Here is a 16,085-nt window from a genome sequence, read left to right as displayed (position 1 = left end):
GTCGTGCAAATTAATTCAATATAGAAAACTTCGTGCTATTCCTTTCCCAGTCGAAATTGCTCGCTCCGAAGCAACGACCGAGGGGAAAATCATGAAGACGACGATTCCTGCTGCTGTGGCAACTCTCTGCCTCGGTTTTTATGCTGCGTCTGCCGATGCTTCGGCGCTCCTGGCGCGGATCGACATTGCCGCGCAGACGATGACAGTCAGCGAAAACGGCATCACCCGCTATCAGTGGAAAGTCTCGACGGCCCGGCCGGGTTATGTCACGCCGACCGGCAACTATACCGCCAAGTGGCTGTCCCGCGACCATCACTCGAAGAAGTATGACAACGCCCCGATGCCCTTCGCGGTGTTCTTCAACGGCGGCTATGCGGTGCATGGGACCACCGAGGTCCGCCGTCTCGGCCGGCCGGCGTCTCACGGTTGCGTCCGCTTGCAGACCGCGAATGCTGCTGTGTTCTTCTCTATGGCGAGCCAAGCCGGGCTTGAGAACACACGCATTATCATCAGCCAATAAGCCAGTGACCGCCCTGCCTGACACACTGTCCCAAATTTTGGGCAGGCTGTCGCGCAGGCCATTGGCTTTTGAGACGGATTTCCCTATGACGAAGATCGAAAGATCATTTGAAGAGGTACTGGCGTGACTGCTACATTCGATAAGGTTGCCGACATCATCGCGGAAACGAGCGAAATCGACCGGGCGACGATTACGCCGGAAAGCCACACGATCGACGATCTCGGCATCGATAGCCTCGATTTCCTCGATATCGTGTTTGCGATCGACAAGGAATTCGGCATCAAGATTCCGCTGGAAAAGTGGACGCAGGAAGTCAACGAAGGCAAGGTCTCGACGGAGGAGTATTTCGTCCTCAAGAATCTCTGCGCCAAGATCGATGAGTTGCGCGCCGCCAAGGCCTGAGCCACCGCTGCATCTTTGCCAACGCCCTGCCGCCTTTGATAGGACGGCCGGGCGGTTTTGTTCCAAGCACTATCTCCCACCCGCTTTGCTTTTTCTCGCGGGTCGGACCGGAGAGCACCATGCTGCTGGAATATTTCCAGATGATCGACCGGATCGAGTCCGTCGACCTGTCCAAGGGTATCTTGAGGGCGCGCTCCGTCGTGCCGTCCAACAGTCCGGTTTTCGAAGGCCATTTTCCCGGAATGCCGTTGGTTCCGGGTGTCCTCTTGATCGAGACCATGGCGCAGGCGTCCGGCATGCTCGTTCTGGCCGCCACGAATTTTGCCGCGATGCCGTTCCTGATGACCGTCGACGGCGCGAAGATGCGTTCCTTCGTCGAGCCGGATGCGGTACTCGATATCGAGGCCATTCTGGAACATGGCGGATCCGGCTATGCTGTCACCAAGGCGAAGATCACTGTCGCCGGCAAGAAGGTCTGCGATGCGCAGTTGAAGCTGCGCACGCTGCCGTTTAATGAGGTGCCGCTGGCCGATATTGTTCGCAAGCGCGCCACGGAAGTCGGGCTTCTCGACGCGATTGCTGCCAGCGCCTGAACAGGTTTGGCCATCCGCGACGCAGCCGAAAAGGATTGATGTATGAGCAAGGCTCCCAATGACGTCGTCATCACAGGCGTCGGTATCGTAACCTGCCAGGGCGTCGGCAAGGATGCGCATGTTGCGCTGCTGACATCGGGCACATCGCCGGCTGTCATCGTCGAGACAGAAAAATTCAAGCCCTATCCCGTGCACCCGTTGCCAGAGATCGACTGGTCGCAGCAGATCCCCAAGCGCGGTGACCAGCGGCAGATGGAGAACTGGCAGCGCATCGGCGTCTTTGCCGCCGGTCTTGCGCTCGACGACGCCGGCTTCAAGGACAATTTCGAGGCATGCGGCGCGATGGACATGATCGTTGCTGCCGGCGGTGGCGAGCGCGACATCAATGTCGATACGCTGATCGTCGACGAGGGCCTGAAGCGCAACGACCGCGAATTGATGCTCAACGAAAAGCTGACGACAGAGCTACGGCCAACGCTGTTTCTCGCCCAGCTTTCAAACCTGCTCGCAGGCAATATCTCTATCGTCCACAAGGTCACCGGCTCGTCGCGGACCTTCATGGGCGAGGAGGCTGCCGGCATATCGGCGGTCGAGACCGCCTTTCACCGCATCAAATCCGGCGAATCCACCCATGCGCTGGTCGGCGGCGCGTTTTCGGCAGAGCGGCTGGACATGATCCTGCTGTTCGAATCGATCGGCGGCCACAGCGTCGGCGACTGGCAGCCCTTGTGGTCGCGTCGCGAGGGCAGCGGCGGCGGCATGATCGTCGGCTCGCTCGGAGCCTTCCTGGTTCTGGAATCCCGGGCCCACGCCGAAAGCCGTGGTGCCCATATCTATGCGACGATCGACGCGATCGAGGGTGACCGCGGCAACCGCGACGACGGCAGGTTCGAGGCTCGCCTCGAGCGGTTGCTCGAGCCCGCCATGGGTTCCGGCAGCGAAGCAATCGTGTTTTCCGGAAGCTCCGGCCTCCACGAGATTGCAGCCCGCGAGAAGGCAGTGCTGGACAAGGCGCTTCCGGAAGCGGCGATCCGTGGCTATGGCGGCGTGACCGGACACGGGCTCGAAACGCAGTTTCCGCTCGGCATCGCGTTTGCCGCACTGGCGCTGGCCAACAAGGCCAAGGTGCCGGCGTTCGACCCAAACCATGAAAAGCCGATGGGCACAGCCGCCCGGACGGCGATCGTGACAACCGTCGGACATACGCGCGGCGAGGGCGTTGCCGTCCTGTCCACTGAGCCTCAGGAGTGATGAGCATGACAGCTGCAGCCTATAGGGACCATCTCGGACGCCCGATCGTTGCCGTCACCGGCATGGGCATCATCACCTCGCTCGGCCAGGGCCTGAAGGACAACTGGGATGCGCTGACATCAGGCGTTTCCGGTATCCACGCCATCACGCGCTTTCCGACCGACAACATCTCGACCCGCATCGCCGGTACCGTCGATTTCATCGAGGTGCCGATTTCCAACGCCGTCGAGCGCTCCTATGCGTTTGCCCGCGAGACCACCGTCGAGGCGCTGGCGCAGGCTGGCCTGTCCGGTGATTTCAACGGTCCGCTGTTCCTGGCCGCGCCGCCGATCGAACCGGAATGGAGCGCCCGTTTCGCTCTTGGCGATCGCTCGCCGCCGGCCGATCACCCGGGCGATGCCTATGAGCGATTTCTTGCCGCCATGCGCGAACGTCCGGATCCATCCTTCCACGAGGCCGCCTCGTTCGGCGCCATCTCGGAGCGTCTTTCCGACCGTTTCGGCACGCGCGGTCTGCCGGTAACCCTGTCGACAGCCTGTGCCTCGGGCGCCACCGCAATCCAGCTCGGGATCGAGGCGATCCGCCAGGGTCGCACCGAGCGGGCCTTGTCGGTTGCGACAGACGGCTCGCTGAGCGCCGAGGCGCTGATCCGCTTTTCGCTGCTGTCGGCGCTGTCGACCCAGAACGATCCGCCGACCAAGGCATCGAAGCCGTTCAGCAAGGACCGGGACGGGTTCGTGATTGCCGAGGGTGCTGCGACGCTGGTGCTGGAATCGCTGGAATCAGCTGTTGCCCGTGGTGCAAAAATCCTCGGCATCATGAAGGGCGCCGGCGACAAGGCCGACAGTTTTCATCGCACCCGCTCGTCACCCGACGGCGCGCCGGCCATTGCTACGATCCGGGCGGCTCTCGCGGATGCCGGCATGGCGGAGACCGACATCGGCTATATCAACGCCCACGGCACCTCGACGCCGGAAAACGACAAGATGGAATATGGTGCGATGCTGGCCGTCTTCGGCGAGCGGCTGGCCAAGATCCCGGTGTCGTCCAACAAGTCGATGATCGGCCATACGCTGACTGCTGCCGGTGCCGTCGAGGCCGTGTTCTCGCTGCAGACGATGCTGACGGGTACGCTGCCGCCGACCATCAACTACGCCATCCCAGACACCAGCATCGACCTCGACGTGGTGCCGAATGTCAAGCGCGAGACACAGGTCCACGCGGTGCTGTCGAACTCGTTTGGCTTCGGCGGGCAGAATGCCAGCCTTGTCATGGCGCTCGATCCGGCCTAGAGGCCGAGAATGACGCAAGTTTGTTTGAAACACAGCCGCCTTGCGAGAGGGCGGCTGTTTTCATTCGGCCCGATGCGTGATCCTTTGCGCCGGCATCCGCGTACTGCCAACGGAATGGCTTCCAGTTCTGGACGAAATGCTCTAGAGCCTGTCGCCACACGATTTACTTGATAACGCCTTCGGGCGGAGGGCCTTTCCATGCGTGCTTTGCAACTCGTCGACGACCGCAAGCTTGAAATCACCGACCTGCCTGAACCGGATGCGCCCGGTCCCGGCGAGGTGACGTTGCGCGTCAAAGCGGTGGCGCTGAACCATATCGACGTCTGGGGATGGCGCGGCATGGCCTTTGCCAAGCGCAAGATGCCGCTTGTCATCGGCGCCGAAGCATCCGGCGTCGTCGAGGCTATCGGCCCTGGCGTATCCAGCGTATTGCCGGGCCAGCTGGTGTCGATCTATGGCGCGCGCACCTGCGGCCTTTGCCATCACTGCCGCGCGGGCCGCGATAATCTCTGTGAAAACGTCAGCGGCGTGCACGGCTTTCATCTCGACGGCTTTGCGCAGGAGAAGGTCAACCTGCCGGCCCGTCTGCTGGTGCCGGCGCCTCCCGGCGTCGATGCCATTGCGGCAGCGCTTGCCCCGGTCACTTTCGGCACCGTCGAGCACATGCTGTTCGACAATGCCAAACTGCAGTCCGGCGAGACCATCCTCATCCATGCCGGCGGCTCCGGTATCGGCTCGGCGGCGATCCAGCTGGCAAAGAACATCGGCTGCACCGTCATCACCACGGTCGGTTCCGACGATAAGATCGAACGGGCAAAGGCTCTTGGCGCCGATCATGTCATCAATTATCGCGTCGACCGCTTCGAAGGGGTCGTGCGCAAGCTCACCAAGAAGAAGGGCGTCGACGTCGTCTTCGAGCATGTCGGAAAGGACACGTTCGGACCGTCGATGTTCTGCCTGAAGCGCGGCGGTCGGCTCGTCACCTGCGGCTCGACATCCGGCGTGTCGGCTGAGATCAACCTGATGATGCTGTTCCAGCAGCAGCTGAAGCTGATGGGCTCGTTCGGCTGCCGCATGGAAAACATGGCGGATGCCATGCAGAAGATGGCGCGCGGCTACGTGCATCCCGTCATCGACACGGAAGTACGTTTCGACGACATCGACAAGGCGCTTGAGCGGATGGAGTCGCGGCAGATCTTCGGCAAGATCATCCTGAAGATGGATTGACCGGTGAAGCTCTTCATCACCCGGATCGTACTGGCCTTCCGGCACTTTCGCCAATGGTCGATCGCGCAGCTGGCCTTTGGGTTCCTGAATTTCCTGAAGCTGTTTCCAGCTGATGGCGGCATACGGTTTGCCGACTGGCTGATGCGCAAGGTCGGTCCGCGTACGCGTCGTCATGCGCTAATGCTCACCAATCTGCGCAATGCTTTTCCGGAAAGGAGCGATGCGGAGATCGAGGCAATCGCGCTTGCCAGCTGGGGGAGCATGGGGCGGCTGGCGGCGGAATATGTGTTCCTCGACCGCCTTTTCGACTTCGATCCCGAGAAGACCGAGCCGGGCCGCATCGAGGTTTCCGGCGTCCCGATCTTTCTGGAATTGCGCGACAATCCACGGCCATTCATCGTTTTTACCGCCCATACTGGAAATTTCGAACTGCTGCCGGTGGCCAGTGCCGCCTTCGGGCTTGAAGTCACCGTGCTTTTCAGGCCTCCGAACAATCCTTATGTCGCAAAGAAAGTCTACGACTTCCGCGCCAAGCGGATGGGTCATCTGGTTCCCTCGCATGCCGGCTCGTCCTTTGCGCTCGCGCGCCAGTTGGACGAGGGCGGCAGCGTCGGCGTGCTCGTCGACCAGAAATTCCGCAAGGGACTGCGGACGAAATTCTTCGGCCGCGACGTGAAGACCAATCCGCTGCTGCCGAAGCTGGTGCGGCAGTTCGAATGCGAGGTCTATCCGGCCCGCTGCGTGCGGCTGCCGAACAATCGCTTCCGGCTGGAAATCGAGCCAAGGATGGAGCTGCCGCGCACCGATACCGGCGCACTCGATCTGCCGGCCACTGCCCAGATGATGAACGACAAGGTGGAAAGCTGGGTACGGGAAAATCCGGAGCAATGGCTCTGGTATCATGACCGGTGGAATATCAAGAAGCACGTCTTGAAATGATATCAATGGGTTACGTCCATTGTACCTAGTTGATCCGAGTGGATGTCAAAAATTGCGATTGTGGAAAAGTCGTCGAAAATCGATGCTAAAAAGCAACCATCCATATTGCAGTGCATTATAGTCGTTATTCGAAATAAATTCGTGACATAGTTCAGTCATATGCTTCTGACGGGGCAGGGATGATGGATTTGAAAAGACGAAATTTCCTGGTTGGCGCGGCAGTTGCAGCCGCAGCCGTCCAGACGACGACAACCGCAGCGGTGGCGGCCACGCCAGACCCTGCCCAGAATTCTACGATCGAGGTGATCAACCTCTGGACGGGTCCACCTCCGGGTGGCGCCGGTCCGGGCCAGGGCGAGAACCTGACGCCGCGCGGGTCGCTGACACAGATCTCGCTGCCGCGCATTATCATCCACAAGCCGGACAAGCCGACCGGGGCAGCGATGCTCATGTGTTCGGGCGGCGGATATGCGCGCGTCGATATCGTCAACGAAAGCACGCCGGCTGCCATCTACTTCGCGTCGCGTGGCATCACCTCCGTCGAACTCGTCTACCGCGTGCCGCAGGAGGGCTGGAGCATCCATGCGCCGTTCCTCGACGGTATCCGGGCGATGAAGATCCTCCATACGGAGGCGAAACGCCTCGGGATCGATCCGGCAAGGCTGGGCGTGATGGGCTTTTCCGCCGGCGGCCACGTTGCCGGGATGCTGGCCACCAAGGCCGCCGAGCAGTTCTACGTGCAAACCGACGAAATCGACAGTTCGCCGAGCGATGTCGCGTTCGCAGCGCTTCTCTATCCGGTCGTGACGATGATGGCACCGTTCGACCAGACCATGAGCCGTTTGAAGATCTGCGGCAAGAAGCCGACAGAAGACATGCGCGAGGCCTTTTCAGTCGAACAGCACGTCACGGAAGACATGCCGCCGACCTTCGTCGCGCATGCAATGGATGACCCTATCGTGCCCGTCGACCACAGCCTCATGCTGTTCCGCGCCCTGCGTGCCGCCGATGTCGACACCGAGCTTCACATCTTCCAATCCGGTGGCCACGGCTGGGGCATGGGCAAGACCCGGCCATCGGTGCGCAGCTGGACCCAGCTGGTAGAGACCTGGCTGCGGTTGAATGGCATGCTGCCGACCGTGTGAGGTCCATAAGCTGATAGCTGCGTTGGAACCTATGGCATCGCTTATGGTTGGGGATGGCAACTAGGAGAAAAAAATGACCAACGACAAGGCTGCAGCCAACAACAACAACGACGTCGACGCGAAAAAGCTGGATCCCACAAGCGATGCGGCGCGGAGCGACCCGAAACAGGCCGACGCCCATCGCGAAGAACTGAAGAAGACGGCGGAAAAGGGTTTCGATCGTGCCCTCGACAAATCCCCCGAGGACAAACGCTGAGGCATGTCTAAAGGAGAAATGTCCGGGAACAGTGGTAAAGCGTGACACGCTGATCTCAGAGATTGTAGCGCGCTTTTGATTTTTAATCGACCAGCTTCAGATCCCGTGCGAAACGCTGCCAGTTGGCGACGTAGCTTGTTGCCGAGCGACGCAGGCCTTCTATGGCGGCGTCGTCGAGAAGGCGGATCGCTTTTGCGGGCGAACCGACGATCAGCGAGCCGTCGGCAAATTCCTTGCCTTCCGTCACCAGCGCATTGGCGCCGACAAGGCAATTTTTACCGATGCGCGCGCCGTTAAGGATGGTGGCGCCCATGCCGACCAGCGTGTTGTCGCCGATGGTACAGCCGTGGACGATGGCGTGGTGACCGATCGTGCAGCCTTCTCCAATGACGACCGGAAAGCCGGCATCTGTGTGGACCATGCTGCCTTCCTGGATATTGGTCCGGGCACCGATGACGATCGGATCGTTGTCGCCCCGCAAGACCGCCCCAAACCAGATGCCGACGTCCTCGCCAAGCTCGACCTTTCCAATGATCGACGCATCCGGCGCCAGCCAGTAGCGTCCGGCAGGCGGCGTTTTCGGGGTCAGTCCTCCCAGCATATAGATCGGCATGGCGTTCTCCCGGTTAGATGACGGTCAGCGACATCGTGGCGACACCATCGACGCCACAGGTAATACGGTCGCCCTTGCTGACAGGGCCAACGCCCGCTGGCGTGCCGGTCAGGACCACATCGCCAGCGGTAAGCGTGAACAGCTTCGATAGTTCGACGATGATTTCTGGGATCTTCCAGATCATCTGCTCGATGTCGCCGTTCTGCACGCGCTCGCCATTGACCTCGAGCCAGATGGCGCCGGAGTTAGGATGACCGATGCGCTCGGTGGGTACCAGGGCTGAGACGGGTGCCGAATGCTCGAATGCCTTGGCAACCTCCCAGGGGCGGCCTGCCTTCTTGGCAATGGCCTGCAGGTCGCGGCGGGTGAAATCGATGCCAACACCGTATCCGTAAATGCAATCGAGCGCCGCCTCGGCCGGGATATCGTTGCCGCCGGATTTCAGCGCGATGACGAGTTCGACCTCGTGATGAACGTCGCTGGAAAGTGGCGGATAGGGAAAGTCGCTGCCGACGAGAAGATTGTCGGCATTCTTCTGAAAGAAGAAAGGCGGCTCACGGCTGGGATCGTGTCCCATCTCGATGGCGTGGTCGGCATAGTTTCGGCCTACGCAATAGACACGCCGCACCGGAAAGGTCGCAGCCATTCCATCGACAGGCAGAAGGGTAGGATGGGGCAGGGGAATGACGGTGGCAAGGTCGGTCATGGCGCAAACTCTTTCACTGATCAGAGCCTGTTGTCTCGCGATTCCGGCAACAAATCCAGCACTGTGTGGTGCCGTTTGCGTGATGATTTAAACGGGTGTGCGAAGGCTGCGGTCGCAACGTGGCGCCGGCATGGACCTTGATCGCGATTTCGGACGTCCGGGATTGCGATCCGGGTCGCGTGGTTGAGGACAGTGGTCGATGCTGTGCTTCGAAGCGCGCCGGCCTTCTCTCCGCCACGAAACGGGGAACCTTACTCCCCGGCGCTCGCAAGCATGAGGACCAATATGCTTTCTCCACTAAAAGCGATCGCCATGCTGGGCACGGCTACAGTTTTGACGATGCCGGCGCAGCAGCGAGCCCTGGCCAGTGAGAATGTCGGAGTGCGCGAAATTTCCGCACTGTCGCCTGAGCGCGGCACCGACCTCGACGTTATCGTCTGGTACCCGGCGCTCCTCGGTGGAAAATCCATGCTGCTGGGAGAAGGCATGTTCTCCGTGGGAACGCCTGCCATGCTTGGCGCTCCGATCTCGGAGGGTGCATTTCCCGTTGTCTTGCTTTCGCATGGCGCCGGTATCGCCGGAAACGCGCCGGCGCTGAGCTGGCTCGCAGCGCCACTGGCTAGCGAGGGTTTCATCGTGGCCGCCCCCAACCACCCCGGCAATTCGGGGCCCGGGCGATCCGCAGCGGAGACGATGAAACTTTGGCTGAGACCTGGCGATATCAGCGATACGCTGGATGCAATCGGGAAAGACGCCTTTTTCAAAGAGCATCTGGAAAGCGGCAAGACAGGTGCACTGGGCTTGTCGGCGGGCGGCAGCACAGCCTTGGCGCTGGCTGGTGCCCGGATCGATCCGCAGCGGCTGGCAAGTTATTGCGACACAGATGCGCTCAACCCATCGCTTTGCGACTGGGTTCGCCAAAGCGGTGTCGATCTTCATGCCATGGATATGCAGTCCGCCGGCCGTCAGAGCGAAGACAGGCGCATTCGATTTGCAATGGCGATCGACCCTGCGCCGATCGGCGTTTTCCAGCCCGGGACGTTTGCGGAAATTTCCATTCCCGTCGAGATCGTCAATCTCGGTAAGCCCGGTACAATTCCAGTCACCGCAGATGCGGCCGGAGTTGCCAAGGCGATTTTAAAGTCGAGATACTCGACGATCCCGGATTCCAGTCATTTCAGCATGTTCGCCGAATGCAAGCCGGGTGCTGAAGAGACCGCTACGGCAAAGGAGATCGGCGATCCGATCTGCAGGGATGGCGGCAGCCGCTCCAGGAGTGCCATCCACAGGCAGTTGATCGACATCGTGACGGCGGCCTTCAAGCGAGAGCTTGGTTCGGGTCGCTAAGGACAGGAGCGAGCCACCGCCTCACCGCACCACCATCCCGTTCTCCGCCACCAGCCTGCCGCCCTTGTAGACGGAGCGTTGTTTTGGGACGGAGACGACGGCTTCAGGGACATGGGCGGCCGTCAGCGTGACGAAATCGGCGCGGCAGCCGACCGTCAGGCCATAGTCCTCCAGCCGCAGCGCTTTGGCGCCCGAGGTCGTGACGACGTCGAAGGCGGCCCGCAGGTCTTCGTCGGTGTAGAAGCCGGAGCGGTAGCCGATCATCATGGCGCGGCCCAGCATGTCGCCATCGCCATAGGGCCACCAGCTGTCGCGGATGTTGTCGCTGCCGCTGAAGACGGTGACGCCGACCGACCGCAGCAGCGCTACCGGCGGGAAGGCGTGGTTGCCGGGCGCGTTGGTCATGATCGACACGCCGGAGGCCGCCAATTGCTCGCCGGCGCGCTTTGCCGCGTCAGGGGCGAGGTCGCCGAGGCCATAGGCGTGGCTGACGGCGACATGGCCCTCCATCGACAGCGAGCGGGTGCGGGCGCAGATTTCCTCGATGGTGAACTGGCCGAGCGTGCCACCATCGTGCAGGTGTATGTCGATATCGACGCCGCGGCGCTCGGCAATGTCGAAGATGACGTCGAGATGGCCGCCGAGGTCACGGTCGAAACTGGCCGGATCGAGCCCGCCGACGACATCGGCGCCCATGGCAATCGCCTCGTCCATCAGGCCTGGTGTGCCCGGGCTTTTCAGGATGCCGCTCTGGGGGAAGGCGACGAGCTGGATGTCGATCAGCCCGGCATACTCGTCGCGCACCTTCAGGATCTCCTTGAGGTGCTTGAGGCCCACGGAGCCGTCGACCATCACATGGCTGCGCATGGCGGTGGCGCCGTTGCCGATGGCAAGCTCGAGCTGCTTTCTGGCGCGCACGTCCATCGGTTCGGCAATGGCGAGGTTCTGGTGCTGGAAGGCGACGCGCTCGTACACGTCGAAGCCGGCGGTGCAAGGCTTGTGGGAAATCCACGGGCCGCCGTAGAAGCTCGTGTCGAGATGAATGTGGCCTTCGACGAAGCCGGGTACCACGAGCGCGCCGCCGAGATCGACGGTCGTGCCGGCGCCGGTGCCGAGGCTGCCGCTGGCGCCGATGGCAACGATGCGGCCGCCGGTGACGGCGATGTCGCTGAAGGATCCGTCGTCCAGCCGGGCATGGGTGAAAAGCGTGTCGATGGCGGTCAAATCTCTCTCCTTCGCAAGGGGCGTGCGCGTCTTCTGAGGCTTTGTAGCGCAATAATGCGACGGCGACAGCAAGGGCAGCCGGATCGGAGGCCTGAAAGCTTGGGGCGAGGCGATTCTTTTGGCCGGCTTCGACGGATGGGCATTGCTTTCGCCGGTGCGCCTATGGTTTGGTGCGCGCCTGCTTCCGGCGTCCCAAATTATCGGATTTCACATGGTCGACATTTTCTGGCGCTGCCTTGTCATCGGCATTGGCGCAACGATCCTCATGGATCTCTGGGCGATCCTTTACGCCCGGCTTTCCGGCGGCGGCATGCCGAACTGGGCGCCGGTCGGCCGCTGGTTCTATCACCTCAGCCATGGCACGGTGTTTCACGACGATATCAATGCGAGCGCGCCCTATGCCCACGAACTGGCGCTCGGCTGGATCGGCCACTATGCTGTCGGCATCGCCTACGCCTTCCTGCTGGTGGCGATCACCGGCCCGGGCTGGCTGCAGGCGCCGACATTCCTGGTTGCCTGGATCTGGGCGATCGTCACCGTGGCGGCTGGCTGGTTCCTGCTGCAGCCGGGGCTTGGCATCGGCTGGGCAGCATCGAAGACGCCCAATCCGAACAAGGCTCGCCTGCTCAACCTGGTGGCTCACACGGTATTCGGCTTCGGGCTGTATGGGACGGCGCTGCTGATCCGTTGAATTTACGGGCGGCGCGCGCGCCGCCGACGCTTAAGGAGACTTTGACATGGCCGACGACGAATTCATGACGCTGTACAAGGCAGGCAAGTTCAAGGAGGCGCTGGCCTCGGTGACCGGGACCGACCCCAAGGCGAAATGGACGCCGAGCCGCTATGCCATCGACAAGCGCGTCAACAAGCCGATTTTCTATCGCGGCAACAAGCGCGTTGAGAAGGATGCCAACGGCGAGTGGCAGCTTTCCAAGCACAAGTTCGAGTTCGACGACTAAAGATTTAGTTCGTGTCAGACGACGAATTCGCCTTTTCGGATGGCCTCGGGAACGCCCGATTTCCGCCTTGCTGCTGTCGCGTCGCTGTCTTCGTTGCGGGTTATGCTGATGGCTCTTCCTAGTGCAGTGCAGCATGGTTAATTTTTAACGACTCACATGCTAGGAAGGGAACGAAGACGGCGCATGCGTCGTTTATCCGGTAGCTATCAGGAGGGCCCCGACCATGATCTTCAATTTCTTCAACGCCCGCAAGCGCGCCGCTTCCATCGAAGTCGATGCCATCGATTTTTCCCGCGAAGAAGCGCTGCATCCGGCACTCGAAGCTCTGGTCCTCGCCCAGGAAAAGCAAGTTAATCTCTCGTCGCACGAACGCGACTACGGCGCCAAGCGCGCGCCGATACAGATGCCGGTTGCCTTTATCTAAAGCACCGATCTCCAAACATCACAGGGCCCGGTCGGTTTCATGCCCGGCCGGGCCTCGCTTTTTTGTCGGGTCCGCTATATACAGCGATGCACGCGCGCCCAAGGGCCATGCGCTCCCGACATGAAGATCCCAAACCAAATGCCAATGAATTCCCCATCCACCTACACGGCGCCCGTGCCGACAGCGTCGCCCTATGCATCCGGCGGAAAAATCTTCGCCGTCGCCCCCATGATCGACTGTACAGCGCGCTTTTAAGCTATTGAAATCATTCGTCTCTTTATTTTCAAAAGGTCGATGGTGCAGTTTTGGTGCAATTTGTGCTAAACGACTGGTGCAGATTCAACCAAGGGTGACGCGGGGCTGGGCGTGGCGGGGAATGTCTGCGGGTTAGCGGGCAGTGGCTGAAAACCTGCCCGCTGGGGGGAGTGTCGCAATGGGGCGCTACTCAGGCTTCTGAGCTTGGTGCAGTTGGGCGTTCCGCCGCTTTGGTGAGGTTAACCAGGGACGAGCGCTTTGCCCCACCCGGGCCGAGCAGGTCACTGCTCCAAGGAGAGAAGATCGCCGGGTCGTGGGGTGATGTCATAGTGTCGATGGGCGAGGCTGAGCACCTTGGCAATCCGTCCAACTCCATGTCGTCGCGCAGCCACTCATGGTGCATGTCACACACCCCGTTGCCCGCCTTCCACGATTCCAAGAAGTAGATTTTCTTACCGAGACGTTTTGCGTGCTCTATTTCGCCTAGCGTCGATGAGCCGATGTACCCGTACATATTAAGAACGAAAATCGAGTCACTCGCCGCGATCTTACGGAGGTGGGCTGCATCGAGGTCAGCTTTCTGATCATCAGAGTACCACTGCTTAACCCCGGATTTGTCGCTTGGGTAGACCGCGACAGAGAACACCGTGTGCCCCGCGAGTGTCAGCGCTTCGTTCCAAGCCTTGAACAGCCTTTCGAACCGCGCCGACCCGCAGAGGGTAATTATATCGTTCACATTCCTTTCCTAGGCGGCTCGTGGCCGCGTCTGTTGGTGTCAGCGGTGAGTGTACAAGACCGGGAATCCACTATTCAACAATCCGTTGAATAGACTGGACGAATGGTGCAGTTGGCGAAAATATTGGTGCAGCTGTGGTGCAGTTCTTGGTGCAGTTCAAAAGTTACCCAGCGTCACTGCCAATGGATTCAAATGGTTGCGCGTGGTAGAGAGTGGCCCAAAATGGCCGTGGCGCAGCGTGGTCCTGCGTGGTGCAGTTGGAAAAACATTGACAAATCAATATCTTAAAGGCGAAAAAGTCTTCGCCGTCGCACCTATGATCGACTGGACGGATCGGCATTGTCGGTTTTTGCATCGGCAGATCAGCCGGGAAGCGTTGCTTTATACGGAGATGGTGGTGGCGGATGCTATCATCCATGGGCCGCGTGACAGGCTGCTCGGGCATCATGCCGAGGAGCATCCGGTGGCGCTGCAGGTTGGCGGCTCGGATGCGGGCAAGCTTGCCGAGGCGGTGCGGATTGCCGCCGATTACCGCTATGACGAGATCAACCTGAATGTCGGCTGCCCTTCGGACCGGGTGCAGTCCGGCACGTTCGGCGCTTGCCTGATGCTGACGCCGGATGTTGTTGCCTCTGCCGTGGCGGCGATGAAGGCGGTGACAGACTTGCCGGTGACGGTGAAATGCCGGATCGGCGTCGACGAGCAGGACCCCGAGGTGGCGCTGCCGGACCTGATGGTGCGGGTGCTCGACGCCGGTGCCGACGCCATCTGGATCCATGCGCGAAAAGCCTGGCTGAAGGGCCTGTCGCCGAAGGAAAACCGCGATATCCCGCCGCTCGACTATGACTTCGTCTACCGCATGAAGCAGCGCTTTCCGGATGTGTTCATCGGCATCAACGGTGGCATCAAGACGCTCGACGAGGCAGAGATGCACCTGCGCCATGTGGATGGCGTCATGCTGGGCAGGGCGCCTTATGGCGATACGGCGGTTCTCGCCGATGTCGACCACCGCATCTATGGCAAGCCTTTTTGTGCGCCAGACTGGATGGCGGTGCGCGATACGATGATGACATATGCCGGCGCCCACATCGCCGGTGGCGGACGATTGCAGCAGGTGACGCGCCATATGATCGGGTTGTTTTCGGGCATGACCGGGGCGAGACGGTTCCGGCAGATCCTGTCGAGCGATGCGGCCAAGCCGGGCGCAGGGCCGGAGGTCATCACCGCCGCCTTTGCCGCCGTGGATTTCTCGCCCGCCGAGCCGACGGCGCTTTCGGCCTGACGGCGTCGCCGGCAAGTAAGTTGCGGTGCCAGATCTCCCCCCTCTGTCCCTGCGGGACATCTCCCCCACAAGGGGGGAGAGTGGGCGGAACGGTCAGCCCGCCAGACGAAGATCAGCCGAAAGCCAGGGTCCGCAAGGGAAAAGAATAATCTCCCCACTTGTGGGGGAGATGTCAGCGCAGCTGACAGAGGGGGGCACCGAGCAACGAGGTGGTCTCCCAGGCAATTGCCAAATCTCCAACTCAGGCCCAAAGCACAAAAAAACGGCGCGCCCTGCAGCACGCCGTTCTTGTAAAATTTCGTCGTGACTGGACGGGTCTCAGAAAGCCGAGATGTTGACGGCCTTCGGGCCCTTGCCCATGCGATCCGGCTCGGTGTCGAACGTGACCTGCTGGCCTTCGCGCAGCGACTGGATGCCGGAAGCCTGGAGAGCGGAGATGTGAACGAACACATCCTTCGCGCCGCCTTCTGGCGTGATGAAACCAAAACCCTTGTCCTGGTTGAAAAATTTAACGGTGCCCTTGGTCGCCATGGAAATAGTCCTTTTCCCTCTAGTCCATTTTGCCCGGTGGTCGAAGCCGGACGGTTGTGCCTTCGCGCGGCGCGGAAGACGGGTCGAGTAGTCACGTACGGGGAAAGAACGTCTACGCAGGCTTTGCCACATCTGTCCAGTCACCGGCAAGTAAATGCCCGAGAACCAATTCGTGGCAGCATTTTTTTAAAAAAGCAAGCGACAAAATTTTGACACGTTTCAACCTGCGCGGCATAGCGCCTTTAAATCAAGGGTTTGAAGGGTTTTTGAAGCCCCACGCAAGCCGGTTGTACCATTTCGGGAGGTTGCGTTGATGCATTTTTCGCTGTCCCGGATCGGGATTCCGGCTCTTCCCGGACGTGGTTTCGGGCAGTTTCAGGCGC

General features: G+C 60.8%; 19 protein-coding genes. 14 read left to right on the top strand and 5 right to left on the bottom strand.

Annotation, left to right across the window (positions count from 1 at the left end; translation table 11 throughout):
• Positions 1-91 precede the first annotated feature (91 nt).
• The 9 genes from J5274_RS14400 to J5274_RS14360 all read left to right on the top strand — a co-directional run bounded on the left by J5274_RS14400 (position 92) and on the right by J5274_RS14360 (position 7,625).
• Positions 92-520 carry a L,D-transpeptidase gene (locus J5274_RS14400; protein WP_142823079.1) on the top strand — a complete coding sequence of 143 codons (429 nt, stop codon included), beginning with the start codon at positions 92-94 and terminating at the stop codon, positions 518-520.
• Positions 521-643: 123 nt separating this feature from the next.
• The gene (locus J5274_RS14395) at positions 644-922 is read left to right on the top strand and encodes an acyl carrier protein (RefSeq protein WP_007814022.1); all 279 of its coding nucleotides are present in this window, start codon (positions 644-646) and stop codon (positions 920-922) included.
• Between the two features lie 119 nt (positions 923-1,041).
• The gene (locus J5274_RS14390) at positions 1,042-1,515 is read left to right on the top strand and encodes a 3-hydroxyacyl-ACP dehydratase FabZ family protein (protein WP_219274646.1); all 474 of its coding nucleotides are present in this window, start codon (positions 1,042-1,044) and stop codon (positions 1,513-1,515) included.
• A 42-nt stretch (positions 1,516-1,557) separates the two neighbouring features.
• The gene (locus J5274_RS14385; protein ID WP_142823077.1) at positions 1,558-2,766 is read left to right on the top strand and encodes a beta-ketoacyl-ACP synthase; all 1,209 of its coding nucleotides are present in this window, start codon (positions 1,558-1,560) and stop codon (positions 2,764-2,766) included.
• 5 nt (positions 2,767-2,771) lie between these two features.
• Positions 2,772-4,058: a beta-ketoacyl-ACP synthase gene (locus tag J5274_RS14380; RefSeq protein WP_142823076.1), complete on the top strand. Its 1,287-nt coding sequence runs from the start codon at positions 2,772-2,774 to the stop codon at positions 4,056-4,058.
• A 198-nt stretch (positions 4,059-4,256) separates the two neighbouring features.
• A complete protein-coding gene (locus J5274_RS14375; protein ID WP_142823075.1) occupies positions 4,257-5,285 on the top strand; it encodes a zinc-binding dehydrogenase in 1,029 nt (342 codons plus the stop codon).
• Between the two features lie 3 nt (positions 5,286-5,288).
• Entirely contained in the window at positions 5,289-6,224 is a 936-nt protein-coding gene (locus tag J5274_RS14370; protein ID WP_142823074.1) for a lipid A biosynthesis lauroyl acyltransferase, read from the top strand.
• 188 nt (positions 6,225-6,412) lie between these two features.
• Positions 6,413-7,369 carry an alpha/beta hydrolase gene (locus J5274_RS14365; protein ID WP_161990934.1) on the top strand — a complete coding sequence of 319 codons (957 nt, stop codon included), beginning with the start codon at positions 6,413-6,415 and terminating at the stop codon, positions 7,367-7,369.
• Between the two features lie 73 nt (positions 7,370-7,442).
• Positions 7,443-7,625 (top strand): hypothetical protein, encoded by a 183-nt coding sequence (locus tag J5274_RS14360; protein ID WP_142823072.1) that lies wholly within the window; start codon positions 7,443-7,445, stop codon positions 7,623-7,625.
• An 82-nt stretch (positions 7,626-7,707) separates the two neighbouring features.
• Here the strand turns inward: J5274_RS14360 and J5274_RS14355 are convergent, their stop codons facing one another.
• Both J5274_RS14355 and J5274_RS14350 read right to left on the bottom strand, forming a co-directional pair.
• On the bottom strand, positions 7,708-8,238 hold the full coding sequence (locus tag J5274_RS14355) for a gamma carbonic anhydrase family protein (protein WP_209183965.1): 531 nt from the start codon (positions 8,236-8,238) through the stop codon (positions 7,708-7,710).
• Positions 8,239-8,251: 13 nt separating this feature from the next.
• Positions 8,252-8,944, bottom strand: coding sequence for a fumarylacetoacetate hydrolase family protein (locus J5274_RS14350; protein ID WP_142823070.1), 693 nt, complete (start codon positions 8,942-8,944; stop codon positions 8,252-8,254).
• A 285-nt stretch (positions 8,945-9,229) separates the two neighbouring features.
• Between J5274_RS14350 and J5274_RS14345 the strand changes: the two genes are divergently transcribed.
• Positions 9,230-10,291 carry a prolyl oligopeptidase family serine peptidase gene (locus J5274_RS14345; protein WP_142823069.1) on the top strand — a complete coding sequence of 354 codons (1,062 nt, stop codon included), beginning with the start codon at positions 9,230-9,232 and terminating at the stop codon, positions 10,289-10,291.
• 21 nt (positions 10,292-10,312) lie between these two features.
• Here the strand turns inward: J5274_RS14345 and J5274_RS14340 are convergent, their stop codons facing one another.
• Positions 10,313-11,515: an amidohydrolase family protein gene (locus J5274_RS14340; protein WP_142823068.1), complete on the bottom strand. Its 1,203-nt coding sequence runs from the start codon at positions 11,513-11,515 to the stop codon at positions 10,313-10,315.
• 211 nt (positions 11,516-11,726) lie between these two features.
• On the opposite strand from J5274_RS14340, the gene J5274_RS14335 reads away from it, so the two are divergent.
• The 3 genes from J5274_RS14335 to J5274_RS14325 all read left to right on the top strand — a co-directional run bounded on the left by J5274_RS14335 (position 11,727) and on the right by J5274_RS14325 (position 12,898).
• Entirely contained in the window at positions 11,727-12,206 is a 480-nt protein-coding gene (locus J5274_RS14335; RefSeq protein ID WP_142823067.1) for a DUF2938 domain-containing protein, read from the top strand.
• Between the two features lie 46 nt (positions 12,207-12,252).
• Complete coding sequence (locus J5274_RS14330) at positions 12,253-12,474, top strand: hypothetical protein (RefSeq protein WP_111218049.1); 222 nt, start codon at positions 12,253-12,255, stop codon at positions 12,472-12,474.
• A 223-nt stretch (positions 12,475-12,697) separates the two neighbouring features.
• A complete protein-coding gene (locus tag J5274_RS14325; RefSeq protein ID WP_142823066.1) occupies positions 12,698-12,898 on the top strand; it encodes a hypothetical protein in 201 nt (66 codons plus the stop codon).
• 445 nt (positions 12,899-13,343) lie between these two features.
• On the opposite strand, the gene J5274_RS14320 is transcribed toward J5274_RS14325, so the two are convergent.
• Positions 13,344-13,889: a hypothetical protein gene (locus J5274_RS14320; RefSeq protein ID WP_202617098.1), complete on the bottom strand. Its 546-nt coding sequence runs from the start codon at positions 13,887-13,889 to the stop codon at positions 13,344-13,346.
• Between the two features lie 268 nt (positions 13,890-14,157).
• Here J5274_RS14320 and dusA point away from each other — a divergent pair, with 268 nt between their 5' ends.
• The gene (gene dusA, locus J5274_RS14315) at positions 14,158-15,171 is read left to right on the top strand and encodes a tRNA dihydrouridine(20/20a) synthase DusA (protein ID WP_142829178.1); all 1,014 of its coding nucleotides are present in this window, start codon (positions 14,158-14,160) and stop codon (positions 15,169-15,171) included.
• A 318-nt stretch (positions 15,172-15,489) separates the two neighbouring features.
• Here dusA and J5274_RS14310 read toward each other — a convergent pair whose 3' ends face one another.
• Positions 15,490-15,702, bottom strand: coding sequence for a cold-shock protein (locus J5274_RS14310; protein WP_111223035.1), 213 nt, complete (start codon positions 15,700-15,702; stop codon positions 15,490-15,492).
• Between the last annotated feature and the right edge of the window lie 383 nt (positions 15,703-16,085).

This window comes from Rhizobium sp. L51/94 (assembly GCF_019355555.1).
GTDB classification, from domain to species: Bacteria; Pseudomonadota; Alphaproteobacteria; order Rhizobiales; family Rhizobiaceae; genus Rhizobium; species Rhizobium rhododendri.
Note: the sequence above shows the minus strand (reverse complement) of the source record. Positions and strands in the feature narration are given on the sequence as shown.